Source organism: Providencia sp. UF-183 (genome assembly GCF_058246155.1).
The window spans coordinates 137,998-162,542 of record NZ_JBSICD010000007.1 but is presented as its reverse complement, the minus strand read 5'-3'; the positions used below and the strand labels follow the sequence as shown (position 1 = coordinate 162,542).

The following is a 24,545-nucleotide window of genomic DNA, read 5'->3' as shown; positions in this document are numbered from 1 at the left end:
GCAACACATGCTGGAATTGTTTTTACAATGGTACCGTCGGCGTTTTGCCGATCCACAAGCCGTGGCACTGTTTACATTACTTGTCTCAGGTTTTGTGATCATCTTTTTTTTCAGCAGTATACTGGCTCCGTTGCTGGTGGCAATTGCCTTGGCCTATTTACTTGAATGGCCAACAAATATGTTACAACGCACCGGGTTATCTCGCGCTCTTGCGGTGAGTATCATTTTGACCCTATTTGCGGGAATAAGTGCCATGGTAATTTTAATTATTGCGCCAACAGCATGGCAGCAAGGCATTAATTTGATGGCCGATCTGCCTAATATGGTCAATCGCTTTAATGAATTTGCCCAAAAACTGCCTGAGCAATACCCTGCATTAGTCGACGTGGGGATCATTGATATGATGGCAGACAACCTGCGAAGTCGCATGTCTGGGATTGCAGACTCTGTGGTTAAAGCGTCAGTGGCTTCATTAATTGGGATTTTTTCCCTCGCCGTGTATTTAGTTTTAGTGCCATTAATGACCTTTTTCCTACTAAAAGATAAAGAACGTATTAGCCGTAGTTTTTTAAAATTGTTACCAAAAAACCGTTTACTCGTCGGGAAAGTTTGGGTCGAAATGAACGAGCAAATTACCAATTATCTTCGCGGAAAAGTGACGGAGATGGTGATTGTCGGTGTCGCAACCTATTTATGTTTTGCCTATTTCGACTTGCGCTATGCGGTATTGTTATCGGTGTTAGTCGGTGTCGCGGTACTTATTCCCTATATTGGTGCAGTCGCTGCCACCATTCCGGTGGTTATTGTCGCGTTGTTCCAGTATGGCATTGGCAGTGAATTTTGGTACCTGATGTTAGTTTATTTGGTCATTCAAGGGTTGGATAGCAACGTTGTAGTGCCATTACTGTTTTCAGAGGCCGTTAACTTACACCCATTGGTGATTATTTTATCTGTGGTGGTATTTGGCGGATTATGGGGCTTTTGGGGCGTTTTCTTTGCGATCCCGTTGGCGACGTTAATTAAAGCGGTTATCCATGTTTGGCCAGAAGAGCCAGTAGAAGCGGCTAAATAAGAAATCAATCATAGTGCTGTATGGGATATACAGCACTATTGAATTATAAAATATTATGCGTTTGCGTTGATGTACGCGAGAACGATTTCGTGGTGGTTAGTGGTCTTGAAATCATCAAAAACGTGTTCGATTTTCCCTGTTGGGTCGACTAAGAAACTAATACGGTGGATCCCATCATAGGTTTTCCCCATAAATTGCTTTTCGCCCCAAACCCCAAATTGCTCGCACACTTGGTGGTCTTCATCGGATAACAGCGTGAAATTCAACATTTCTTTTTCAGCGAAACGCGACAGTTTCTCTGGTTTATCTGTGCTAATCCCTAAAACTTCGACGCCTTTTGCTTTGAGTGTATCCATCTCATCACGTAAGCCGCACGCTTGAACAGTACAGCCGGGAGTCATCGCTTTCGGGTAAAAGTAAACTAATACGCGCTGACCCTGGTAATCAGAAAGATTGATGATCTCACCATCTTGGTCAGGAAGGCTAAATTGTGGCGCCTTATCACCGGCTTTCAATGGGTTCATTACATATATCTCCGTTAACTCTGCATATTGGGGTTGTTAACAATACTGATGTTGCCTTTAGCATTTAGCATTGTACATAGTTGTTGAAATTTATTCTTTATAATTATGCCATTATCGTCCAACGGGTCATGTGCAGTAATCTGAATTTCCAGTTGAGCAGGCATATCATTATTGGCTGGTTGTGTCTTAGAAACAAGTTCTGCGATATTACATTGCGAAGTTGTAAATAAATTTGTGAATTGCTCGACAATTCGAGGTGCATCATCGACAACCACATTCACAGTAACTGTAGATGGGTAATAGGTTATTTGAACACTCTGCGTCCGCTTCATGACGATCAGCAAATCGAGTTCGGCGCCCTTAGGGGGTAACGTTGCTTCAAGCAGGGTAATTGCATTCCAGCTACCCGATAACATCATAATAAAGGTGAATTCCTTGCCAAACATCGCTAAGCGACTATCTTCAATATTGCAGTCGCACTCACTAACAAGGCGAGTTATGGTGTTCACAATGCCCGGACGATCTGTTCCCAGCGCAGTAATGACAAGAAATTGCTGTTCAGTCTTAGGCAAAGTCTATTCCTTATTTTTTTGATTATGCCAGTTAAACATTTGATTATAATATAGCCTTAAAATGAGACTATAAAAACTGACGCACACTGTGGGTAAGGAAACCATAAAAAGTGACATCTGCCAAGAGGCGTCATTCACTCTTGCGAGAAAAGTCAGTGAATTATTACTTCTATTTAAGTTAACTACGCTGGCATTAACAAAATTCATTAAAATCTTGCTGTTGGGTGGTTTTCTTCTTGGAAATGAAAACGTAACATGGAGGTTCAATTATTTAAGGGGTATCGCTATGGCTAATGGAAACGCAAACTACAAAGATTTTTTAACGGGAAGCATTGTTGCCGTTATCACACCAATGGATTCAGCTGGGCGCTTAGATAAAGCAAGCTTAAAAAAATTGGTCGATTACCATGTTGAAAGCGGCACAACAGCCATCGTTTCTGTTGGTACTACTGGTGAGTCTGCGACGTTAACGCATAAAGAGCACGTGGAAGTCGTGAAAGCAACGTTAGAACTTGCTGATGGACGTATCCCGATTATCGCAGGGGCAGGTGCGAATGCAACCGCAGAAGCAATTTCACTGACAAATGATTTTGAAAACAGTGGTGTAGTTGCTTGCCTGACCGTAACACCCTATTATAATAGGCCTTCTCAGGAAGGGTTATATCAACATTTTAAAGCAATTTCAGAAAACACGAGCTTGCCACAAATTCTTTATAATGTACCATCACGTACTGGTTGCGATATGCTGCCAGAAACTGTGGGTCGTTTAGCAAAATTGGCGAATATTGTCGCAATTAAAGAAGCGACAGGGAACTTAGCACGTGTTCATCAAATCAAAGAGCTGGTTGATGATAATTTTGTGCTGCTAACCGGTGACGATGCGACCGCACTTGATTTCATGCAACTGGGCGGAAAGGGCGTTATTTCAGTGACTTCGAACGTTGCTGCCGCGCAGATGGTAAAAATGTGTGACTTAGCGCTTGCAGGCAAATATACTGAGGCGCGTGAATTAAATAAAAAACTGATGGGCTTACACCAGCAGTTATTTGTTGAACCGAATCCAATTCCAGCGAAATGGGGTTGTCATCGCTTAGGTCTGATTGCAGATGGAACATTACGGTTACCTATGACACCGTTAACTGCCGCAGGCCAGCAAAAAGTTGAGGACGCTTTAAAACTCGCTGGGTTACTGTAAAATTTAGGGAATTTTAATGGCAACATTATTGCAAAAATCGAAGGTTATGAAGGTTGCTGGCCTGTCACTTGTTGTGTTACTGGCAGCCTGCTCCAGCGATCAGCGCTATAAACGTCAGGTCAGTGGTGATGAGGAATATCTTAACGCCGCGCCATTGAAAGTGTTAAATGTGCCGCAAGGGATTACATTGCCTGCACAAAATGGTGAATATGACATTCCAAAAACCACGTCAACAGGCCCTGTTGGAAAAGCGTTGGATATTCGTCCACCAGTACTGACGATTTCGCAATTAGCAGGTTCGCGCACGGAAGATAGTGCTGATGCAAGCCGTTTGTTGCTAGAAAATACACCTGAAAACAGTGCTTTATGGTCACAAGTTACGATGATCTTAGAGCAGCGAGGAATTCCTGTTTCCTCAAAAGATGACGGTACGCATTCCATTGAAACCAATTGGGTAAAATGGGATCGTGCAGATGAAAACGTCCCAATGGAAAGCCGCCATAAAGTGTCAGTTAAACCTGAAAATGGCATGATTGCCTTGACGGTGACGAGCTTAGGCATGCGCCAAGGGGATGAAAGCATTACGGATGTCGTTGAAGTTCAACGTTATAACAAATTGTTATTAAATGAATTAACCGACAACTTATATGCATTACGTGATACATCGAACAAAAACAGCCTGCAAAACGCTTATGGCATCATTGATGTGCAAACTGGCAGTGATGACACTGGTTTACCACTGATTGTTGTCCGTGCACCGTTTGATGCTGTTTGGGAACGTTTACCACATACCTTAGAAAGCGTAGGGATGAAAGTGGGTGACCGCACGCGTTCAACGGGTTCAGTGATGGTGACTTACAAAGGCTTAAGTAGCTCTGAGTGGCAAGCGCTGGGTATTGATGACCCAACAGTGCCAGAAGCGGACTATAAAGTGCAAGTGGGTGACTTAAACAACCGTAGTACGTTGCAGTTTATTTCGACAAAAGGTGTTGCGTTAACGCAGAAACAAAATGACGAAATGGTTGCAGCATTAAAAGCGGCGTTTAGTAAAGCCCCTGCAAAGAAATAACTACTCCGTTTTGATCGTTAAAAATAGAAACCGTGGCTCTGCTAGCCGCGGTTTTTTTATGGATAAACAAATAATAATGTTCGATTATCTATATTGATAAGTGATACAGCTAGCGTATATCTTGATGAATTTATCACCAGCAATTTTTCGGATATACTTCATTTAATATCAATAACAGCGCGGAGGTGAAACGTGCATAATCATTCGACGAAACCCATAAAAGACGGTAGCAGCGATATTATGCCAAGAAAAATTTCAGGGACGGAATTTAACCAAAAATTACGCATCACCCGCCGAAATGTAGAAGATACCCAATATTTTTTAACAGAAGGTGTGTGTGAATTTGTACTTGCCAATTTTGCCTTACCCGAAGGTTATCGGTTAGTAAAATCACGAAAGAAGGAGCAATACCGCTTAATTTCAGAAGGTGAGAAGCCTGAAACGGTATATTTGGTTGAATTGCGGTTTCGGCAGGACATCGTAATAGGGAAAACCACGGGTACTCAGGTTAAAGTCTGGCGCAGTAGCGCATATAACCATGTTGAAATAATTAAAGATTTACCTCGTCAGTTTTTCATTAACTTACTGAATTCTTATTCCATTATGGTTACTGATGAAGAACAAACCGACGCTGGGCAGCGTTTTTGGGAAACGATGATCAGTTGGGCTTTTAGTCAAAATTATTTTGTCTACGCCTCTAATGGCGAAGAAGAAGAGAGGCCCCTTGGCCGTATTGCGAATATGGAGGATTTTTACCTTAACTGGATGGACGTGTACTGGGGGAAAGACAAGGATATTCATCCACATAAATTAGTTGTTATTAGTCAATCACCATTGAACCAATCAAAATAATAACTCTGATTATTAATCAGTTTATTCATTATACCGCTTCCTTTTGTTATCAAAGATATAGCTAGCTAATTAGCTATTAGCAAATTAAAGGCAGATACTTCATTTTAACACCTCCCATTATTAATGATGACTTTCAATAGAAAAAACAAATGGACAAAAAATCAGTGTTTATCGCTAAGTAATCGTTTGCGTCAGGCGTGAAATTTTATTATCATAATAGGTATTGAAAGATAAAATATTGAATATCAGTAAGTTAGATAAGTCGCATGGTTTGATGGCTAACTGACTGAAACAGAGCAAAAAATTAACAGTGAAAGGGGGTTTTTTACCTGTTTCCCATCTTCCGTTAATTTTGTGTTCTGCAAAACAGCGCCACAAAATCTATTCATGTATTGTTTTTCTCTATAGTTTAATCACATCTCTGGAGTGTGTAAGATGCAAAAGAAAGCTGAGTTGTATCGTGGCAAGGCAAAAACTGTCTATACCACTGAGGATCCTGATCTGCTAGTTCTGGAATTCCGTAATGATACATCAGCACTCGATGGTGAGCGTATCGAGCAATTTGACCGTAAAGGTATGGTTAATAATAAGTTTAACCACTTCATTATGAGCAAATTAGAAGAAGCGGGTATTCCAACACAAATGGAAGCGCTGCTGTCTGACACTGAGGCATTAGTCAAAAAATTAGACATGGTACCTGTTGAGTGCGTTATCCGTAACCGCGCCGCAGGTTCATTAGTGAAGCGTTTAGGTGTTGAAGAAGGTATGGTATTAAACCCACCATTATTTGACTTGTTCTTAAAAGATGATGCCAAACACGACCCAATGGTTAACGAATCTTACTGTGAAACCTTTGGTTGGGTGAGTAAAGAAAACCTCGCTAAAATGCGTGAACTAAGCTACAAAGCCAACGATGTATTAAGCAAAATTTTTGCAGATGCAGGTTTGATTTTAGTCGATTTTAAACTGGAGTTTGGTTTATTCAACGGGAAAGTCGTGCTGGGGGATGAGTTCTCCCCAGACGGTAGCCGTTTATGGGATAAAGAAACCTTAAATAAAATGGATAAAGACCGTTTCCGCCAAAGCCTTGGTGGTTTAATCGAAGCTTATGAAGAAGTTGCGCGCCGCATCGGGGTTCAATTAGATTAATCATTTCCTATAAATAGAACGACTTTAGCCTGCTTAGCAGGCTATTTTTTTATCTAATCAGAGGGAAATGAAATTTCTAACCCACGCTTCAGGTGTGACTGATCCAGATGATAATGTCAATGTTTGGCCCAATGAAATCAAGGTAGGGGCAGGGAGCGCAGACTCAACTTGCAATGCAGGGTGATTGAGCACCTCAATCGGTAAACCATCAGCAATCAGTTTTCCATGGGATAAATGTAGCACCCGTTTAAAATGACGTGCCACAAAATCAAAATCATGGCTAATCGTCACAATGGTCGTGCCTTTATCTCGTTGTAAATTAAGCCAGTTTTCAAAGCGCTGCATCCATAATGCATCAAAATCGCGGCTTGGCTCATCCAGCAAAATGAGTGAAGGAGAGACTGCCTCTAAACAGGCGACTGCAACCATTCTGCGTTGCCCCGCATGAAGGTCAAGGGGGTGTTTTTCAGCGACATCGGCTAAGTGGCAAGCCTCCAGCGCATTTTGCACGCGTTCTGTAACGACCTCTTTTGCCAGCTTTTGCCGCTTTAGTCCGAAAGCGACCTCGGCTTTAACCGTGCTGTGGAAAATTTGCTTTTCAGCCTCTTGGAATAGGATACCGACTTGATTAGCGCGTTCTGGAGCCGTTAATTGGGCAAGTTGCTGACCATGTAACCGTAAATCCCCTTGATTAGGGGATAATAACCCAGCAAGAAGCCGTAAGAGTGTGGATTTCCCTGCGCCATTATCACCGACAAGCGCAACCCATTCACCCGTTTCGACCTTGAACGATAAATTAGCGATATTGTTGATAGTTGAGCTTGGCCAGCGGTAACTTAAATCATTGAGCTCTAGCATATAATTCCTTAAACGCATTCACTAATTGAGTTTCATTTTGAGGGATTGCGCTTTGCCATTTGCCGAGTTTGACTAACTCACCCACCACGCGCCATGCATCGGGCATATTAACTGTGGCAATTGAGCTCGGAAAAATCGTGTCTAAAGAACCACTGACGAGCATTCTTCCTGCCTCTGAAAATACATTTCCTGTACTTAACAACAGAAAATTCTCACAAAAACTGATAGCAGGTAACAAATTACGCTCAAATAATATGACGCAGCAATTTGTTTGCATTGAATAGTGTTTCAATTGAGTTAATAGTCGCTGAGTCGCACTAGGCGTCAGTCGGCTAAAAGCTTCATCTAACAACAATAATTGTGGGCGCATAGCAAGGGCGCTCGCCAACACAACACGTTGCGCTTCCCCACCAGATAAGGTTGCGGGGTGCCGATGCCTGAGTGATTCACAAAACGTAAAGGCGATGGCATGCTCTACGCGCTGGGTAATTTCATTTTCGGTAAGGCCTAAATTTTCGGGGCCAAAAGCTATTTCTTGTTCAACCGTAAATGTGCAGCCTGAAAGCTGTAAATGTGGTGATTGCTGAATATATTGGCGCGTAGCAGATGCTTGGACTAGTGAGTTATTGACTAGCGGTTGCTGCAAGACTTCGGCTATTCCTGTTAATTCGCCGTGTAATAAATCCCCATGCCAACCAGCAACAAGCTGAGCTAACGTGCTTTTTCCACTGCCATTTCCACCCAAAACACAAAACCATTGCCCCGCATTAAGCTGGAGATCAATGGGCCCAAGTAAAGGTTGTTGCACACCTTGGGGAGTAAAGTGCATTTGCTGTAAATTTACCACCACAGAACTAGCCCACCCTCAATCAAAATCAATAATAATAGGCTGTAACGCAGTACAACTTGCCAGCGATTATCTACAGGCGGATTTAATGTTGTGCGTTTGGCACTATAGCGAAAAGCATGCATATCCAGTGCTGCACCACGAATACTTAACTCGCTTAATGCATTGCTGGCTAAGGGGAACAAAATGGCGGGTAATGAAGTGCACCGTTGCCAAAAATTACCGTCAAGGGGAACGCCTCTTGCTAATTGTGCTTCACGGATAATATTCAGCTGTTGCTTAAGTTGTTCAGCAAGCAATAGAGGCCCAGCAAGAAGGTAAGAAAAGCTAGCAGGTAGCCTGCTAGCGAACAAAGCACGGATAAACCGCTCGGTTGGAACATATTGTAGCCAGATTTGGGAAGTACTGATGATGGTGAGTAGCTTAAACCATAATGCTAAAGCGAATTCAGGGCGGCTATTTTTCAAGGTTTCACCCGTCAGTAATTGCGCTAACCAGCCCCCGTGTATCAGCCATAAACCTAACCCCATCGGGAGCATAAACCACGCGACAAATTTCCAGCGAAAGCGAGCGGGTTGCCACAATAATAAAGCAATAAACGTGCTGCACCCCAGCAGAACCAATGGCCAGCCCAGCGGCAAATAGATGGCACTGACACTGAGCCAAAACCACGCGGTTAGTGAGGTAAAAGGGTGCATTTAACGTACCTTCGCCATATTAGGATAGTTACGCTGTACGCGCTCAGGTAATTGTCGAACCAATAACCATGCGACAAGTGCTGAGATAATTTTATCGGCAATATTTGCACCTAATACTGTAATTGCAACGGATTCAAGTAAGTTATCGCCTACAGCATGGAAATAAGCGACAAAGAAGTCTGCACCGCTACCAGTTGTTCCGCCAAACAAATAAGTACGAATTGGCACGGCAACAATCATTAATGCAAAGGTGATGACAACACCCGATAAAATCACTCTTGGTAACGTACGAAACCCACCTGCACGCGCTAATAAACCCGCACTTAACCCAATCATCATTGCGACGGGGGCAAAAGCCGCGGCAATAGGCCCGCTTAATAATCCCCACAATAAGTTAGTGAGTAGGCCAGTTGTTAATGCGGCCCAAGGCCCTGCGAGTAATGCACAAATAATAGTGCCAATAGAGTCGAGGAAAATCGGCAGCTTTAACATGGAACTTAATTGGCCAACAACCATGTTAATCGCGATTGAAAAAACAATTAACGTCAGTGTACGGCTGGAAATAAACGATGACTTACTCATAAGAAAACCATTCCTTGCAAAAATAAAATATGAAAATCAACGTGAAATAACAACAAGCTCTTCGTAACCTGAAAGAGCACAGTGTTCTCGTGTAAAGGCGATATTTTCAAGCTCGCCAATAACTAACTCCAATGTGGTTCTAACGCTACAGCCTGGCATCATATGGCCACCACGCATGTGGCCTTTTTCATCAGAAACGGATAAATGAAGATGCTCACCATTGGCTTCTAATGTGCCAATTAACGAAACAATTTCGAATTTCCCACGGGTATGGTCGGTGTCTTCTTGTCCAGCAAAGCGTAACGCAACGTCCGTTAAACTCCCGACACAACCCGCAATAAACGCGGCTTGGAACCCATGAAGGGCAATCTGTTTTCTTAACGTTAATAAAACGTCTTCACCTGGAAGCAAACGCACAGCGATAAAACGCGCGTTTGAGTAAGGGGATAATGTTTGGGTCATGTTTTCAATCCTAGAGCTGAAATTGTGCAGAATGTCGCACAACCATGTAAAACATTAAAATGATAAATAATGCTAGGTTATAAGTTTTTGTGTATTGATTACTCAGGGGTATTATACGCAATAATTGAAGGGTTTCTGGGGGGAGATGTCATTTGAGGCAAACTTCAGGAAAACACACTGTAAGTTGGTGTTTATGGTGTGGAAAATCAAAAAAAAGGATAAGTTAAAAATTAAAGAGTGATGAATATTCCGAGAATTTAGCTTAAGTTTTTCCTCTCGATGTGAAAAACCAGCACAATCATGGTTTGTTTTTACATTTTGTCGGTTTGCCATGGATTATGCTGGGAGGGGAATTTGCTATGGCGTGTAATACAGGACGCCAATTTTAATAATATCTCGCCCTTGGGACTTTCGATGTTTATTGGTATCCCTCAATGAGTAAATGCAACCACAGTATTCTTGTTGATAAAATTGTTCACGTTTACTTATTTCGATCATTCGGGCGGAGCCGCCTTTTTTGCGCCAGTTATAGTCCCAATATTCCATACCTTCATAAGGCGCAACGGCACGTTTCCCGCAATCATTGATTTGCTGCATATCTTTCCAACGCGAAATCCCAAGTGAACTGGAGATCACAGAAAATCCATTTTCGGCAGCATACAAAGCCGTGCGTGCAAAACGCATGTCAAAACACATAGTACAACGAATGCCACGCTCAGGTTCATCTTCCATTCCTTTCGCGCGTTCAAACCAATTATCAGTATCATAATCAGCATCAATAAATGGAATATTATGTTTTTGAGCAAAGCGAATGTTTTCTTCTTTGCGGATTAAATATTCTCTTTTAGGATGAATGTTAGGGTTATAAAAGAAAATTGTATAATCAATTCCAGAGGCCTGAATGGCTTCCATGACTTCGCCTGAACAAGGAGCACAGCAGGAGTGCAATAACAATTTGTTGGCATTTGCAGGTAAAGTGAGTTTTTCTCGAGTTATATTCATAAAAAATTCTTATGTTGAGTCTATTTGCTGGCAGTATAAAACAATCAGATAGAAATTAAAGTAATAACTGTTGCTGATGAGTATTTAAAATGTAATGCCTAAGTGAATAAAAATCATGAGCCTGATACTGGATAGGGTTAATAACAAAAAGAGTTGATGTAATTGTTTGCTTCTTAACTAATGAGCCAATAACATGTTTTAAAATAAGTTATTTTGCTACTCACAAAAAATTGCCAGTTTTACAGGGAAAAATCTATGAGTCACGTTGACCCCACATTAATCATTCTTTTGGTCTTAGCAGGGTTAGGGATTATTAGCCATAATATGACCGTCACACTTGCCATGTTATTTTTATTGGTTGTCCGAATAACACCACTAAATAATTATTTCCCTTGGATTGAAAAATATGGGTTAACCATCGGGATCTTGATTTTAACCATCGGAGTCATGGCGCCCATTGCGAGTGGTAAAATCAGTGCGGGTGAAGTACTGGGGTCATTTTTAAATTGGAAATCCATTCTGGCAATCGTCATTGGTATCGCGGTTTCTTGGTTAGGGAGCCGTGGGGTAACTTTGATGTCAAACCAACCCTCGACCGTCGCTGGGCTGTTGGTTGGTACCGTGATAGGGGTTGCCTTATTTAGAGGTGTGCCTGTTGGGCCGTTGATTGCCGCAGGGATATTATCATTATTAATTGGGAAATCTTAATCACCTCATGAATGATTTGCTGTCTGCCTGCGTAGAGCAGCTGCGTATATTGGGTTTTCGTCGTTTGTTGGTTTTATCTGGCGATGATGAATGGGTTACTCAGCAATTAATCGAACTACAAACCCGCTTAACAGGGGATTGGGTAACGCTTTCTTCGGAATTACCCAATAGTGAGCGACCAGAAAATGCCCACTTATTGCTGGGGCGTGAGTTCTTGCATGGTGTTTTTGATGCACGCAAAGGCGTTCACAGTGAAGCGCTTGCCATGCTATCTGGCACGTTAAAGGCAGGAAGCTTGCTGGTCTTTTGTACTGTGCTGCAAGAGGTTTGGCCAAACCATCCAGATATAGATAGCTTACGCTGGAATGAACAGCATGGCATTATTCCAACGCCCAATTTTGTTCACCATTTACAACGCACGATGAGTAACTCGGAAGGCGTTATTTTTTACCAGCAAGGTAAGAACCCAAGCATAAAATTGCTGAATAATTATCCTACATGGCTACCGCCTACAGGGCAATTAACAACGCAACAGCAACAAGTCTTGAATCAATTATTATCTGCTACCACTGGCGTTTGGGGGATCATTGCGCCAAGAGGCCGGGGAAAATCAACGGTAGCAGGTCAGCTCATACAACAATGGCAAGGGGAGTGTTGGTGTTGTGCTCCCGCTAAAGTATCTACCGAAGTTTTGGCGAAACATGCGGTGAAACCTCCGCATTTTTGGGCGCCAGATGCATTGCTCGCTTATTGCCAAGCGGGTAATAACATAGCAGCTGATTGGTTGATTATTGATGAAGCCGCGGCTATCCCAAATTATATATTACGCCAGTTGGTGAATTATTTTCCTCGTGTATTACTGACGACCACGGTTGATGGTTATGAGGGGACAGGGCGCGGTTTTATGTTGAAATTCTGCGCAAGTTTACCGACTTTTACACTATTAACCCTTGATGAGCCTATTCGTTTTGCGCGCCATGACCCGCTCGAAAACTGGCTAAATGAGGCGCTATTATTGCAAGAGCCAAATCCAACTTTTATACCGCATGCGCTTATCGAACATCTATCAATTAGCCAAAGTGAGTTAGCAAAAGATGAGCGTAAATTAGCGTCATTTTATGGCTTACTAATGAGTGCCCATTATCGAACCTCACCATTAGATTTACGGCGTTTATTAGATGCAAAAAACCAACATTTTATGGCTGCATTTAATTCACAAAATGATGAGAGTTATTTAGGTGCGTTATGGTTGGTAGATGAGGGATTATTAAATGAATCATTAAGTTGGCAAGTTTGGGCCGGATTACGTCGTCCTCGTGGGAATTTAGTTGCTCAATCATTAGCTGCGCACAGTTATTTTCCGCAAGCGGCTCAGTGGAAATCGCGACGGGTAATGCGCATTGCTGTCAATGCCCATTATCGGCGACAGCAAATTGGCCTGACGTTGCTTGAACAACAAAAGCAGGATTGCATCGCACAAGGTATTGATTTTCTTTCTGTTAGTTTTGGTTTAACGCCAGATTTACTTAAGTTTTGGCAAAAAGCTGGGTTTAGGATTATTCGAATAGGTTCACAGAAGGAGGCCAGTAGTGGCTGTTATACAGCGATGGCTATTTTACCGCTATCATCGAGAGCTAAGCTATTATGTGAGCAGGGTGAAACCTTGTTTCAACGCGATCTCCACTGGCGAACAGATCTCACTGAATTTTCCCTGCGTTCAACGGATGACCAGCAACTTAAACAAGAGGATTGGGTTGAACTGATTGGTTTTAGTGAGTTTAAACGCCCAGTTTCCGCCAGCCAAAGTGCCATTTTACGTCTTTTAGCTGAAGTTTCTGATCCTACGCCTCTTTTACGAAATTACTTTGAGCAGGAGCTGCCATTAGCGAAAATTTGCGAAGAATTTAAGCTAACAGGGCAAAAACAGTGGTTAAACAGTGCGAGAACGCAGGTTGGTATTTTTGTTAGGCAATACCAGCCAGCATTATTATCAGAAATTATTCAAAAGGTTACTGCTTCTTGTCCTTAGGCCAATCATCTTCATCATCCCACAAATGGTTATTATCTTTATGGGGAGGGATCTCGGGTTTATCATCAAGAAACTTTTTAGGGTCAAGCTTCATCATTTCTTTGACGGAATTCCAAATGAGCCCAACCAAGAGAAGCGGAATTATCCACCAGTAGTCTGCTAACCATTGCATTTTTTATCACCATTTATCATTTTTACTTTGTCGCTGTGTGAGTTCTATAACGTTTATACCACTAATAAAAATTGCACGATATAAACCAACGATTTCACTGATGGGTTTAAACAGGGAAAAGCGACTTTTCATTAAACACGTTTACGATTACAGTATATCATTGATATTACTGTGAGTTACCACATGTTTATCAGGGTTTTTACTTTTGTATGAGTTTGCAAAGGAGCGCAGGCAAATTTGAAAAAAATCCTTCTTATTATACTCGGTTGGCTGGCTGTGGCGCTTGCATTTGCAGGCGTGGTATTGCCCGTCCTTCCCACAACGCCTTTTTTATTATTAGCAGCATGGTGCTTTTCGCGCTCCTCACCCCGTTTTCATCATTGGTTATTGTATCGCTCTTGGTTTGGTGGGTATATACGTCATTGGCAGAAGCACAAAGGGCTACCGAAAGGCGCTAAACCTAAAGCGATTATCTTGATTTTGCTTACCTTTTCGTTATCGATTTGGGTTGTGAGCTATTTGTGGTTGAAAATTGGTTTGTTTGGGTTACTTTGCTGGCTGCTTATTTTTATGTATCGGCTTCCTGTCGTTGAAGAACCTATCCCGACGCGTGATAAAACAGCCCCATAGGCCAATATTAGGCTTATGGGGGTAATAAAAAGGAAGGGGTTAAATGTTACTCTGGAATTTTAATATAGCGGTTAAAAACATAATCTAGGTTGCTGATTAACCAGTTTTTTCCCAAGATATCTTCTTGTTCTAACACTTGTTTGATAACATCCGGCGTTAATAATTGTTCCGCTTCGTGTGAAAGCGGCCAATAACTAATATGCCAAGGTTCGTAGGCAACGCCAGCATCTTTCGCTGTGAAAGGGCGATAAAAATCAAAAGTGGCCATATTGTCTGACAGCCAATCATTTAATTGAGCTAGGTAACCACCCGTTTCATACTCCCAAGGCTCTAATTGCAATGTTTGCCCAGTAGGAATGCGCAAGGGGTCATAAACGTCAACTTCAGTTCCCCAATGATGGCGGCTTGCTCCGGGTAATGCAGACCAATGCAAGATAGCTTCACACAGTTCGCCTTCTGAAAGCCTTGTTATATCAAGAGGCTGGCTGTGAGTGTCTAGAACAGGGCGCTTACCTGAAAACTTTTCATTCCATATCAGTTGTTGCCGCGAAAAATCACGAAATGCACTTGCTGATTGTAATTTAAAGCCTGCCTTTGCTGCGGCTTGCTGCATCGCCAGAAAGGCTTTGGTTGCATTAAATTGTAAACAATGGGGGCCACCAAGAGTGACTAAGTGGTCCGTCGAACGGCCTGTTAGCATTTCAATGGTGATCATAGGATTAGTAGCTCCATAATTCGTTCATAAATCAGTGCTAGCTGCTGTAAATCCTCCACGCTAACGCATTCATCAACTTTATGAATAGTGGCATTTAATGGGCCTAACTCAATAACTTGTGTCCCCATTTGTGCAATAAAACGCCCATCGGAAGTACCACCGCTGGTGGATAACTCTGCGGTACGACCGGTTAATTCTTGGATTGCTTGTAAGGTTGCAGAGACCAACTCGCCTTTATCGGTAAGGAAAGGTTGCCCAGATAATGACCATTCGATTTTATATTCCAATCCATAGCGAGATAGCATCTCTGTGACCCTGTCACGAATTACAACATCGGTTAGTTCTGTACTAAAACGGAAGTTAAATTGCACAAATAGCTCACCAGGAATGACATTACTTGCCCCGGTACCTGCATGGATATTGGCGATTTGCATCGTGGTTGCAGGGAAAAATGCGTTGCCGTTATCCCATGTTGTCGTGGTTAACTCTTGTAAAAAGGCCGTTGCGCGGTGGACAGGGTTATCGGCGAGGTGCGGGTAGGCAACGTGGCCTTGAGTGCCTAGTACAGTTAAATCAGCAGTAATTGACCCGCGGCGTCCATTTTTGATGATATCACCGAGCTTCGATTGGCTTGATGGCTCACCCACTAAGCAATAATCAACCTTTTCATTACGCTGCATCAGTGCTTCGACAACTTTGACGGTGCCGTCGTGGGCATCAGCCTCTTCATCAGATGTGATTAAAAAAGCGAGACGACCTTGATGGTCAGGGTGTTTTTCAACGAAGCGCTCTGCGGCAACAACCATTGCAGCAACAGAACCTTTCATGTCCGCAGCACCGCGACCATATAGGTGTTGATTAATAATGGTCGGGGTAAATGGCGGTGTTTGCCAATTTGCGTTATTTCCTGCTGGGACAACGTCGGTGTGACCTGCAAATGCGAGTGTTACACCGGATCCTCGATGTGCCCAAAAATTGAGTGTATTGCCAAATGGCATTGATTCGATAGTGAAACCTATCTTTTTTAGGCGCTCAGTCAATAAAACTTGGCAGCCTTGGTCATCTGGGCTAATTGAAGGTCTTGAAATAAGGTCTTTAGCTAATTGAATAACAGGGCAGTCCATAATATTTCCTGATTACTTGTGAGTAAATGCTTTATATTCATCAGCATTAAAGCCGACTAAATAACGATTATCCGCAGAAACGAGCACAGGGCGTTTAACCATTGCAGGCTCTTCAAGCAAAACAGCTTTTGCACTTACTGCATCAATGACGGCATTTTTTTGCTCATCACTGAGTTTACGCCAAGTGGTACCACGCTTATTCACCAAGACTTCCCAATCTATGTGATCCATAAATGTAGAGAGTAAGGTGTCGTCTAAGCCGTCAACGCGATAATCATGAAATTGATAGTCGACCCCATTGTCTTCCAAGTAACGGCGTGCTTTTTTTATGGTGTCACAGTTTTTAATCCCGTACATAATATAAGGAGAAGATGGGGTTTTAGACATACGATTTTCCTCTAAAGCAAATGATTTAGCTTACATAATGCGGGAAAATGCATTACGGATCTACCCCAAGAATACAAATAAAAGCAGGCGTTTATGATGATGATTATAATAGGTGCTATTTGTAATCATAATAAATTAATGTGTATCTTATTATATTAAATTTAATAATTCATATTGATTATTTTGAGCGCATATAAATTAAACTGGCTTCTAGGCGAGAACGAACGCGTAGTTTTTTTAAAATATTGCGAATATGGACTTTAACGGTTTCTTCTGAAATAAAAAGTAATTTGGAAATTTCACGGTTTTTTAGCCCGGCCGCGAGTTCATGTAAAATTTCACACTCTCTTCGGGTCAATGTGGATAATGGGTCACTTGACTGGTGACGTGTCATTAAATGCTGGTATATTTTTTCGCTAAACACATGTTGCCCAGCAGAAGCTTTTTTCATACTGTAATAGAGCATATCAAGTTCACTACTTTTTAATAAATAGCCTTGTGCTCCAGCATCAATAGCACCATAAATATCCGTTTTTATTGTAGAATACGATAAAACCAATAGGTAACTATTTGAACATTGTTTACGGAGTAACCTTATCGTTTCAAATGTTTTGTTGCCATGCATATTAGTATCTATGACGATAAGGTCTGGTTGTAAATGGGTGGCAATACTCAATGCTTCTGTACAGTTACAACTTTCCGCTGTAACAACAAAATGTTCATCTGTATTCATGAGCTGACGCAATCCAAAGCGTATAATAGGATGCTCATCAATAATCATTACTGTGTAATTAGACATAGAGGGTTCCTTTGTTATGTCTGAAACGTCATGGACTATTCTGGTAGGCGTGAAGAAATAATCACTATGTTGACGTTAATATAATCATTTTATTTTTTAATATATTAATGATTATAAATTTGATATGAATAAAATTATTTGACATTACTAAAATAAGCTATTTACAACGAAATTAAAGATAAAATTAAGATGGCTTTTGCTGTTTTTTGATAATACATTAAATTCAAAAAAATAATATCAGTAATTTAAATAAATTAAATGATATTTAATAAATGATGAAAATAAAATTGAAAAATATATAATAAATATATTATCTAAATAAGAATGAATAAGAAATAAATTATAAGCCTATAATAATATTTGGAATGCACTAATTGTATATTTTAAAGTGTCGTTAGGTTGTTAGTTGTGGTTTGGGTGGGGAACTGCACAAAGAAACTTATTGAAATGATGATGTTTTATCCATTTTATTGTCATTTTAGGTGTGTAAAAAGATTTTTCTGGAAATTGCCAGCATGATCATGATTTGCTAGTAAGATGTGTTTATACTGTTAGCGCTCTTACCTTACCAATTTGAAAGGACTTGACGATGGATGATAAATTAAAACAAAGCGCTCTTGATTTTCATGAGTTTCCACATCCAGGGAAAATTACGGTTACCCCGACAAAACCCTTAACAACTCAACGTGACCTCGCGCTAGCGTATTCGCCTGGTGTGGCAGTACCTTGCCTTGAAATTGCCGATGACCCACTTAAAGCCTATCGCTACACAGCAAAAGGTAACCTCGTTGGTGTGGTTTCAAACGGTACGGCAGTTCTTGGTTTAGGCAATATTGGAGCCTTAGCAGGCAAGCCTGTTATGGAAGGAAAAGGCGTTCTGTTCAAAAAGTTTTCTGGCGTTGATGTCTTTGATATTGAAGTCGATGAAACTGATCCTGATAAATTGGTAGATATTATTGCCTCTCTTGAACCGACCTTTGGTGGGATAAACTTAGAAGATATCAAAGCGCCAGAGTGCTTTTATATTGAGCAAAAATTACGTGAACGCATGAAAATTCCTGTGTTCCACGATGACCAACACGGTACGGCGATTATTTGTACAGCTGCGGTAATTAACGGCCTGCGTATTGTGAAAAAAGAAATTGGCGATGTTCGTTTAGTGGTCTCCGGGGCAGGGGCTGCATCAATCGCATGTATGAATTTATTGGTTGCATTAGGCCTTAAACGTGAAAATATCACTGTTTGTGACTCAAAAGGTGTGATTTTTAAAGGCCGTGACGAACGTATGGATGTCACGAAAGCCGCTTATGCGATAGACGACAATGGCCAGCGCACTTTAGCGGATGCGATCCCTGATGCTGACATTTTCTTAGGTTGTTCTGGTCCTCGCTTATTGACACCTGAAATGGTGAAAACAATGGCGAAGGACCCGCTGATTTTAGCGCTAGCGAACCCTGAACCCGAAATTTTACCACCACTGGCGAAAGAAGTTCGTCCAGATGCAATCATCTGTACCGGACGCTCTGATTACCCGAATCAGGTCAATAACGTATTATGTTTCCCATTCATTTTCCGTGGTGCGCTGGATGTTGGGGCGACGACCATTAACGAAGAAATGAAACTGGCTTGTGTTTATGCTATTGCCGATTTGGCGCTTGCAGAACAAAGTGAAGAAGTGGCTTCAGCATATGGTAACCAAGACCTGTTCTTCGGTCCTGAGTACATCATTCCAAAACCATTTGACCCACGTTTGATTGTTAAAATTGCCCCAGCAGTTGCGAAAGCGGCGATGGATTCTGGTGTGGCAACTCGCCCAATTGCAGATTTTGACGCGTATATCGAAAAACTGAATCAATTTGTTTATAAAACAAACTTGTTTATGAAACCGATTTTCTCCCAAGCGAAAACAGCGAAAAAACGCATTGTTTTAGCTGAAGGGGAAGAAGAACGCGTACTGCATGCAACGCAGGAACTGGTTTCCCTAGGTTTAGCATTCCCAATTTTAGTGGGTCGCCCAAGTGTTATTGAAATGCGTATTCAAAAACTGGGCCTACATATTGAGTTAGGCAAAGATTTTGAAGTGGTCAACAATGAAAATGACCCGCGCTATAAAGAATACTGGCAGGAATATTACCAAATCATGAAGCGTCGTGGTGTTTCGCAAGAAATGGCTCGCCGTGCAGTGATCAATAACCCAACACTAATTGGCGGTATCATGGTGCTACGTGGTGAAGCTGATGGGCTGATCTGCGGCACAGTAGGCAGCTATGGTGAACACTATGAAGTAGTCAAAGATCTGTTTGGCTTCCGTGAAGGCGTTCATACAGCAGGTGCCATGAACGCATTATTGCTACCAACGGGTAACACTTTTATTGCCGATACTTATGTCAATGAAGACCCAACCCCAGAAGAGTTAACCGAAATTACGCTGATGGCTGCGGACACTGTACGTCGTTTTGGTATTGAGCCAAAAGTAGCCTTGTTATCTCGCTCAAGTTTTGGTTCTTCTAATTGTCCTTCTGCACAAAAAATGCGTGATACCTTAGCGATGATCAAAGCACGTGATCCACACCTTGAAATTGATGGTGAAATGCATGCCGATGCAGCATTGGTTGAGTCCATCCGCAAAGACGTGATGCCAGATAGCCCGTTAAAAGGCTCTGCTAACCTGTTGATTATGCCTACAATGGAAGCTGCCCGTATCAGTTATAACTTGCTACGTGTGACTAGCTCTGATGGCGTGACCGTTGGGCCGGTATTAATGGGGGTTGCGAAACCTGTGCATATTTTAACGCCAATTGCCTCTGTTCGTCGTATCGTGAACATGGTGGCACTGGCTGTTGTTGAGGCACAAACAAACCCGCTTTAATATTCTAGTTGGTCAGTATTAAAATTAAGCATAAAAAGGCTTCCATATTTATAGGAAGCCTTTTTAATTGAAAATGATTATCATTATCTGTATTTTGTGGGCTTCATCTGCAGAACGGAAAATAAAATAATGATATCAAAATGCTTTATTGGAAAAGCTATCGCATTACTGGCTGGCTTCGTATTACTGGCGGGGTGTGTTCAGAAATCCCCGCAAAAAATAGTTCAACTCGATGATAAGCTCGTAGAACAAAATCAATTGATTGATTTATCCACGGGGAGATCAATCACTCCAGAGCAACTAATACAACAACTCGCTCAATCTTCCCATGTGATTGTGGGCGAAAAACACGATAACCGTTATCACCATCAAATAGAACAGTGGATAGCCCAAGAAATGCAGCAGGTCAGGCCGCAAGGTTCTGTTTTATTGGAGATGATGACACCCTCGCAACAGAAAGAATTCAATAGAGCAAAAGCGGAATTACAGGGTAATACTTATATCCGTGATGAGCGGTTACAAACGGCGATTAAATGGAATACGGGTTGGCCATGGGAGCAATACGGCGAGCTGATTAAACATGTATTAGCGCAACCTTACCCTGTGTTAGCTGCAAACTTAGATAAAGATGTGATTACAAAGGCTTATGCAAATCCGCCTAAATTGACGGGAGCACATTCAACTCAACCCGTTGTACAAGAGATTATTAGTAAAACGATTGAATCTTCACATGGCGGTGAATTGACAACTGAACAGGTCGCCAAAATGACGGTTATTCAACAAATGCGTGACCGCGCAATGGCTACCGCTTTGATTAATGCGCCGCAGCCTGCATTGTTATTTGCGGGGGGATATCATGCAACTCGTGCTATTGGCGTACCACTTCACTTACAAGATTTATCACCAGAAACGGAATTTAAGGTGTTAATTATTTCAGAAAAAGGCAGCGAGATTGATAACTTACATGCTGATTACGTCTGGTATACCCCAACAAGTGATTAATCGTCAGGTTAATTAAGCTAAATAAATATTAATAATGTGAATGAATTAGCACTATTTATAATAAATAGTTTTCATTTGCATTTGTTATTGATTATCATTTGCGTCCTTTGTTGTTACGTGAAAGATTAAAATGTCGACGATCACTTTAGAATACGCTAGAACGACGAAAACCAGTGGTGCTTTTGCTTCAGCCGTTATTCTGCATGTTGCAGTTATTCTCCTTTTTTTAAAGGTCACTGAAAATGATTGGCAACATTTATTACCACCCCCCTCAGTGGTGATGGAAATTTCCATTGAGTCACAAGCAAAACAGTTAACTGAAACTAATATCGGTGAAACTCAAGAGCTCTCGATTGCCAGCCAAGCGCAAGAAGCGGTTATGGATGATGTTGACATCCCCTCAGTGCCGATTAACGAAGAGGCTGAAGTGCTAGTGACAAAGGTGGAAAAAAAGAAAACTACACCGCTGCCTAAAAAAGAACGCAAGGATGTAAAAAACAAGCGTATTAGTGAGTTGGAAAGTGATAACTCAAAAGCCAGCGATGCCCCTGTTACAAGTGATGCAGCAGCGAAACAACAAACTGAGCGCGTTGCGGCGGCATTTAACAGTCATGCCCAATCAGATGATGAGCAACGCCAATGGGAAGCGCTCGTCCTTGGGCAACTGAATAAATTCAAGCGTTATCCAGAGGATGCCAAACGGCGTAATCGTATTGGAAAGCCAGTAATTAAATTTGAGGTAGATGCGCAGGGGTATATTGTGAATAGTGCATTAGTCAGAAGCTCAGGCACAAATTCATTAGATAGAGAAGCGCAGCGGGTACTCAGTCGAGCAGAGCCTTTACCGATACCGCCTGCTGATATGTTAATTCAGGGCAAAGTGACGGTAGAATTGCCGATTGATTTTACGATTGAAAATAAATAATCAGGGTAAAAAATGCGAACGCACTTAAATAGATTGTCAGGCTTATCAGGAGCCGTTAAATTTTGTCTTATTGCATTATTGGGATTACAGACAAGCGCAGTGTTTGCGGAGGAACGAATGACAGCACCGATGGCCAAAAAACAACCACACACGATGACTATCCACGGTGACACCCGTGTCGATAACTATTATTGGTTAAGGGATGATGAGCGCAAAGCACCAGAGGTCATTGACTATCTCACCAAAGAAAATGCCTATACACAGCAAGAGCTTAAATTAGGTGAGTCATTAAAAAAAGAGATTTATGATGAGTTATTCTCACGGATGAAACAAGATGATGAGTCAGTTCCGTACGATTTTAATGGTTACACGTATCGCACACGTGTTGTTGCTGGAAAAAACTATGCAATTTATGAAAGACGCCCTGTAAATAGCCAAGGTGAATGGGTTGTTTTGGTGGATGGCAACCAACGCGCTGAAGGTGTTGAATATTATCGCATGGGAGCGTTAACTATTTCTCCCGACAACACCATGATGGCAATTGCAGAAGACAGGCAAGGGCGCAATGAATTCGCAGTTTCATTTCGTAAAATTAATGAAAGCCAGTGGCAAAATGATGTTCTGCTGAATACATCAGGCAATATTGTTTGGGCGAATGATAACCAAACTTTATTCTATGTGAATAAAGACAAGCAAACTTTATTACCATATCAAGTCGTTAGCCATAAGTTAGGCACAAAGCAAGCGCAAGACAAACTGCTTTATGAAGAAAAAGACGACACGTTTTATGTGAGTTTAAGCAAATCGACTTCGAAAGATATCATTTTTATTGGCATTACCAGTACTGAGACATCTGAATACCGTTTTATCGATGCTAACCACCCTGACAAAGCGATTGAAACCTTTAAGCCTCGCCAAACGGGTGTGGAGTACTACCCTGATCATTTCAATGGAAAGTTCTACATTCGCTCAAACCATCAAAACCCATTATTTGGCTTGTATACCAATAACAATGCAGAAAAGCATGATGATTTTGCTGCGTGGTCGACATTAATCGCTCCTCGCGATGATGTTGATTTAGAAGGGTTTGAACTCTTCAATAACTGGCTAGTGCTTGAAGAACGAGCGAATGGGTTGGTAAACATCCGCCAAATTGATTGGCAAACCCAGCAAGAAAATTATGTGACGTTTGATGACCCTGCGTATATGGCATGGATATCCAATAATCCAGAACCTAATACCAATAAATTGCGTTATGGTTATTCATCGATGACCACGCCGTCTTCTGTATATGAAATTAATATGCAAACGCAAGAAAAACAGTTACTAAAACAAGAAGATGTCAAAGATTTCGATAAGGCAAATTACCAAAGTGAACGTTTGTGGATAACGGCGAAAGATGGTGTGAAAGTGCCTGTTTCATTGGTTTATCGCAAAGATCTCTTCAAGCAGGGTAAAAACCCATTACTTGTCTACGGTTATGGCGCGTATGGTTATGGTTTAGACCCTTCATTTAGTTCATCAAGGTTGTCACTGTTAGACCGTGGTTTTGTCTATGCTATCGCGCATATTCGTGGAGGGGGTGAGCTGGGTAAAAAATGGTATCTGCAAGGTAAAACTATCCATAAGATGAATACCTTCACTGACTTTATCGATGCAACTAATGCACTTATTGACCAAGGCTATGGGCAAAAAGGGCATATCTATGCGATGGGTGGCAGTGCAGGCGGTTTATTAATGGGGGCCGTTGTGAATATGGCGCCTGAGTTATATGAAGGTGTGGTTTCTGCGGTGCCGTTTGTGGATGTTGTGACCACAATGCTTGACCCTTCTATTCCATTGACCACAGGGGAATATGATGAGTGGGGCAATCCAGAAAATGAAGAGGCTTATTGGCGCATAAAATCCTATAGCCCTTACGACAATATTAAAGCACAGCGTTATCCACATATGTTGGTGACTACTGGCCTGCATGATTCCCAAGTTCAATATTGGGAACCCGCTAAATGGGTGGCTAAATTACGCGACATGAAACAAGGTAATTCCTTATTGTTATTAGAAACCAATATGAATGCAGGGCACGGTGGTAAATCTGGGCGTTTTAACGCACTTGATGATATTGCATTAGATTACAGTTTTCTTTTAATGCTAGAAAATAAAGCAAAATACTTTCCTTATTTAAAATAGTTTATTTAATCTAATAATAACCCTCTAAATGTGTTGATGCATTTAGAGGGGGCTTTTTGGGAAAATTCAATTAAGGGTATTGAATTTATCCTTTTTATATTGGAATGCACTGTGGG

General features: G+C 41.6%; 25 protein-coding genes. 12 read left to right on the top strand and 13 right to left on the bottom strand.

Annotated features, from left to right (window positions below):
* Positions 1-7 precede the first annotated feature (7 nt).
* Positions 8-1,072, top strand: a complete 1,065-nt coding sequence (locus AC4IFT_RS08970) for an AI-2E family transporter (protein WP_490730949.1) — start codon at positions 8-10, stop codon at positions 1,070-1,072.
* Between the two features lie 53 nt (positions 1,073-1,125).
* On the opposite strand, the gene bcp is transcribed toward AC4IFT_RS08970, so the two are convergent.
* Positions 1,126-1,596, bottom strand: coding sequence for a thioredoxin-dependent thiol peroxidase (gene bcp / locus AC4IFT_RS08965; protein ID WP_206086558.1), 471 nt, complete (start codon positions 1,594-1,596; stop codon positions 1,126-1,128).
* Between the two features lie 14 nt (positions 1,597-1,610).
* On the bottom strand, positions 1,611-2,168 hold the full coding sequence (locus AC4IFT_RS08960) for a glycine cleavage system transcriptional repressor (RefSeq protein WP_353241479.1): 558 nt from the start codon (positions 2,166-2,168) through the stop codon (positions 1,611-1,613).
* A 286-nt stretch (positions 2,169-2,454) separates the two neighbouring features.
* Here AC4IFT_RS08960 and dapA point away from each other — a divergent pair, with 286 nt between their 5' ends.
* From dapA to purC, 4 genes are all read left to right on the top strand, one after another.
* Positions 2,455-3,363 carry a 4-hydroxy-tetrahydrodipicolinate synthase gene (gene dapA, locus AC4IFT_RS08955; protein ID WP_490730946.1) on the top strand — a complete coding sequence of 303 codons (909 nt, stop codon included), beginning with the start codon at positions 2,455-2,457 and terminating at the stop codon, positions 3,361-3,363.
* A 16-nt stretch (positions 3,364-3,379) separates the two neighbouring features.
* A complete protein-coding gene (bamC, locus tag AC4IFT_RS08950; RefSeq protein ID WP_490751133.1) occupies positions 3,380-4,432 on the top strand; it encodes an outer membrane protein assembly factor BamC in 1,053 nt (350 codons plus the stop codon).
* Positions 4,433-4,624: 192 nt separating this feature from the next.
* Positions 4,625-5,284: a hypothetical protein gene (locus tag AC4IFT_RS08945; RefSeq protein WP_490751132.1), complete on the top strand. Its 660-nt coding sequence runs from the start codon at positions 4,625-4,627 to the stop codon at positions 5,282-5,284.
* A gap of 435 nt (positions 5,285-5,719) precedes the next feature.
* Entirely contained in the window at positions 5,720-6,433 is a 714-nt protein-coding gene (purC, locus tag AC4IFT_RS08940) for a phosphoribosylaminoimidazolesuccinocarboxamide synthase (RefSeq protein ID WP_490751131.1), read from the top strand.
* Between the two features lie 57 nt (positions 6,434-6,490).
* On the opposite strand, the gene AC4IFT_RS08935 is transcribed toward purC, so the two are convergent.
* The 6 genes from AC4IFT_RS08935 to AC4IFT_RS08910 all read right to left on the bottom strand — a co-directional run bounded on the left by AC4IFT_RS08935 (position 6,491) and on the right by AC4IFT_RS08910 (position 10,882).
* Positions 6,491-7,291: an energy-coupling factor ABC transporter ATP-binding protein gene (locus tag AC4IFT_RS08935; RefSeq protein ID WP_490751130.1), complete on the bottom strand. Its 801-nt coding sequence runs from the start codon at positions 7,289-7,291 to the stop codon at positions 6,491-6,493.
* Positions 7,275-8,141 carry an energy-coupling factor ABC transporter ATP-binding protein gene (locus AC4IFT_RS08930; RefSeq protein ID WP_490751129.1) on the bottom strand — a complete coding sequence of 289 codons (867 nt, stop codon included), beginning with the start codon at positions 8,139-8,141 and terminating at the stop codon, positions 7,275-7,277. The genes AC4IFT_RS08935 and AC4IFT_RS08930 overlap by 17 nt, the downstream gene beginning before the upstream one ends.
* Positions 8,132-8,836: an energy-coupling factor transporter transmembrane component T gene (locus AC4IFT_RS08925; RefSeq protein ID WP_490730936.1), complete on the bottom strand. Its 705-nt coding sequence runs from the start codon at positions 8,834-8,836 to the stop codon at positions 8,132-8,134. Before AC4IFT_RS08925 ends, AC4IFT_RS08930 begins: the two co-directional genes overlap by 10 nt.
* Complete coding sequence (locus AC4IFT_RS08920) at positions 8,837-9,418, bottom strand: ECF transporter S component (RefSeq protein WP_490730934.1); 582 nt, start codon at positions 9,416-9,418, stop codon at positions 8,837-8,839.
* Between the two features lie 36 nt (positions 9,419-9,454).
* Complete coding sequence (locus AC4IFT_RS08915; protein ID WP_490751128.1) at positions 9,455-9,880, bottom strand: PPC domain-containing DNA-binding protein; 426 nt, start codon at positions 9,878-9,880, stop codon at positions 9,455-9,457.
* A gap of 357 nt (positions 9,881-10,237) precedes the next feature.
* Entirely contained in the window at positions 10,238-10,882 is a 645-nt protein-coding gene (locus AC4IFT_RS08910) for an epoxyqueuosine reductase QueH (RefSeq protein WP_490730930.1), read from the bottom strand.
* A gap of 255 nt (positions 10,883-11,137) precedes the next feature.
* On the opposite strand from AC4IFT_RS08910, the gene AC4IFT_RS08905 reads away from it, so the two are divergent.
* Positions 11,138-11,590, top strand: a complete 453-nt coding sequence (locus AC4IFT_RS08905) for a DUF441 domain-containing protein (RefSeq protein ID WP_369310960.1) — start codon at positions 11,138-11,140, stop codon at positions 11,588-11,590.
* A gap of 7 nt (positions 11,591-11,597) precedes the next feature.
* Complete coding sequence (locus tag AC4IFT_RS08900; protein WP_490751127.1) at positions 11,598-13,619, top strand: tRNA(Met) cytidine acetyltransferase TmcA; 2,022 nt, start codon at positions 11,598-11,600, stop codon at positions 13,617-13,619.
* On the opposite strand, the gene AC4IFT_RS08895 is transcribed toward AC4IFT_RS08900, so the two are convergent.
* Complete coding sequence (locus AC4IFT_RS08895) at positions 13,600-13,791, bottom strand: YpfN family protein (protein ID WP_353166721.1); 192 nt, start codon at positions 13,789-13,791, stop codon at positions 13,600-13,602. The genes AC4IFT_RS08900 and AC4IFT_RS08895 overlap by 20 nt on opposite strands.
* A 237-nt stretch (positions 13,792-14,028) precedes the next feature.
* Between AC4IFT_RS08895 and AC4IFT_RS08890 the strand changes: the two genes are divergently transcribed.
* Positions 14,029-14,421 (top strand): DUF454 family protein, encoded by a 393-nt coding sequence (locus tag AC4IFT_RS08890; protein ID WP_490730925.1) that lies wholly within the window; start codon positions 14,029-14,031, stop codon positions 14,419-14,421.
* Positions 14,422-14,467: 46 nt separating this feature from the next.
* On the opposite strand, the gene AC4IFT_RS08885 is transcribed toward AC4IFT_RS08890, so the two are convergent.
* From AC4IFT_RS08885 to AC4IFT_RS08870, 4 genes are all read right to left on the bottom strand, one after another.
* The gene (locus AC4IFT_RS08885; RefSeq protein WP_490751126.1) at positions 14,468-15,136 is read right to left on the bottom strand and encodes a M15 family metallopeptidase; all 669 of its coding nucleotides are present in this window, start codon (positions 15,134-15,136) and stop codon (positions 14,468-14,470) included.
* Positions 15,133-16,260 (bottom strand): succinyl-diaminopimelate desuccinylase, encoded by a 1,128-nt coding sequence (gene dapE / locus AC4IFT_RS08880; protein ID WP_490751125.1) that lies wholly within the window; start codon positions 16,258-16,260, stop codon positions 15,133-15,135. Before dapE ends, AC4IFT_RS08885 begins: the two co-directional genes overlap by 4 nt.
* 12 nt (positions 16,261-16,272) lie before the next feature.
* On the bottom strand, positions 16,273-16,647 hold the full coding sequence (locus AC4IFT_RS08875; RefSeq protein ID WP_490751124.1) for an ArsC family reductase: 375 nt from the start codon (positions 16,645-16,647) through the stop codon (positions 16,273-16,275).
* 178 nt (positions 16,648-16,825) lie between these two features.
* Positions 16,826-17,446: a LuxR C-terminal-related transcriptional regulator gene (locus AC4IFT_RS08870; protein WP_490751123.1), complete on the bottom strand. Its 621-nt coding sequence runs from the start codon at positions 17,444-17,446 to the stop codon at positions 16,826-16,828.
* A 589-nt stretch (positions 17,447-18,035) separates the two neighbouring features.
* Here AC4IFT_RS08870 and maeB point away from each other — a divergent pair.
* From maeB to AC4IFT_RS08850, 4 genes are all read left to right on the top strand, one after another.
* On the top strand, positions 18,036-20,315 hold the full coding sequence (gene maeB / locus AC4IFT_RS08865) for an NADP-dependent oxaloacetate-decarboxylating malate dehydrogenase (protein WP_490730915.1): 2,280 nt from the start codon (positions 18,036-18,038) through the stop codon (positions 20,313-20,315).
* Between the two features lie 129 nt (positions 20,316-20,444).
* Positions 20,445-21,317 carry a ChaN family lipoprotein gene (locus AC4IFT_RS08860; RefSeq protein WP_490751122.1) on the top strand — a complete coding sequence of 291 codons (873 nt, stop codon included), beginning with the start codon at positions 20,445-20,447 and terminating at the stop codon, positions 21,315-21,317.
* Between the two features lie 130 nt (positions 21,318-21,447).
* On the top strand, positions 21,448-22,242 hold the full coding sequence (locus AC4IFT_RS08855) for an energy transducer TonB (protein ID WP_490751121.1): 795 nt from the start codon (positions 21,448-21,450) through the stop codon (positions 22,240-22,242).
* 12 nt (positions 22,243-22,254) lie between these two features.
* The gene (locus tag AC4IFT_RS08850; protein ID WP_490751120.1) at positions 22,255-24,429 is read left to right on the top strand and encodes a S9 family peptidase; all 2,175 of its coding nucleotides are present in this window, start codon (positions 22,255-22,257) and stop codon (positions 24,427-24,429) included.
* Positions 24,430-24,545 lie beyond the last annotated feature (116 nt).

Excerpts from the sequence above, each read along its gene's own strand:
- AC4IFT_RS08970 (WP_490730949.1), top strand. The coding sequence starts at position 8 with ATGCTGGAATTGTTTTTACAATGGTACCGTCGGCGTTTTGCCGATCCA.
- AC4IFT_RS08885 (WP_490751126.1), bottom strand. The coding sequence starts at position 15,136 with ATGATCACCATTGAAATGCTAACAGGCCGTTCGACGGACCACTTAGTC.
- AC4IFT_RS08910 (WP_490730930.1), bottom strand. The coding sequence starts at position 10,882 with ATGAATATAACTCGAGAAAAACTCACTTTACCTGCAAATGCCAACAAA.
- dapA (WP_490730946.1), top strand. The coding sequence starts at position 2,455 with ATGGCTAATGGAAACGCAAACTACAAAGATTTTTTAACGGGAAGCATT.
- AC4IFT_RS08935 (WP_490751130.1), bottom strand. The coding sequence starts at position 7,291 with ATGCTAGAGCTCAATGATTTAAGTTACCGCTGGCCAAGCTCAACTATC.
- AC4IFT_RS08870 (WP_490751123.1), bottom strand. The coding sequence starts at position 17,446 with ATGTCTAATTACACAGTAATGATTATTGATGAGCATCCTATTATACGC.
- AC4IFT_RS08855 (WP_490751121.1), top strand. The coding sequence starts at position 21,448 with ATGTCGACGATCACTTTAGAATACGCTAGAACGACGAAAACCAGTGGT.
- AC4IFT_RS08900 (WP_490751127.1), top strand. The coding sequence starts at position 11,598 with ATGAATGATTTGCTGTCTGCCTGCGTAGAGCAGCTGCGTATATTGGGT.
- AC4IFT_RS08905 (WP_369310960.1), top strand. The coding sequence starts at position 11,138 with ATGAGTCACGTTGACCCCACATTAATCATTCTTTTGGTCTTAGCAGGG.
- bamC (WP_490751133.1), top strand. The coding sequence starts at position 3,380 with ATGGCAACATTATTGCAAAAATCGAAGGTTATGAAGGTTGCTGGCCTG.
- bcp (WP_206086558.1), bottom strand. The coding sequence starts at position 1,596 with ATGAACCCATTGAAAGCCGGTGATAAGGCGCCACAATTTAGCCTTCCT.
- purC (WP_490751131.1), top strand. The coding sequence starts at position 5,720 with ATGCAAAAGAAAGCTGAGTTGTATCGTGGCAAGGCAAAAACTGTCTAT.
- AC4IFT_RS08915 (WP_490751128.1), bottom strand. The coding sequence starts at position 9,880 with ATGACCCAAACATTATCCCCTTACTCAAACGCGCGTTTTATCGCTGTG.
- maeB (WP_490730915.1), top strand. The coding sequence starts at position 18,036 with ATGGATGATAAATTAAAACAAAGCGCTCTTGATTTTCATGAGTTTCCA.
- AC4IFT_RS08895 (WP_353166721.1), bottom strand. The coding sequence starts at position 13,791 with ATGCAATGGTTAGCAGACTACTGGTGGATAATTCCGCTTCTCTTGGTT.
- AC4IFT_RS08875 (WP_490751124.1), bottom strand. The coding sequence starts at position 16,647 with ATGTCTAAAACCCCATCTTCTCCTTATATTATGTACGGGATTAAAAAC.
- AC4IFT_RS08925 (WP_490730936.1), bottom strand. The coding sequence starts at position 8,836 with ATGCACCCTTTTACCTCACTAACCGCGTGGTTTTGGCTCAGTGTCAGT.
- AC4IFT_RS08860 (WP_490751122.1), top strand. The coding sequence starts at position 20,445 with ATGATATCAAAATGCTTTATTGGAAAAGCTATCGCATTACTGGCTGGC.
- dapE (WP_490751125.1), bottom strand. The coding sequence starts at position 16,260 with ATGGACTGCCCTGTTATTCAATTAGCTAAAGACCTTATTTCAAGACCT.
- AC4IFT_RS08920 (WP_490730934.1), bottom strand. The coding sequence starts at position 9,418 with ATGAGTAAGTCATCGTTTATTTCCAGCCGTACACTGACGTTAATTGTT.
- AC4IFT_RS08850 (WP_490751120.1), top strand. The coding sequence starts at position 22,255 with ATGCGAACGCACTTAAATAGATTGTCAGGCTTATCAGGAGCCGTTAAA.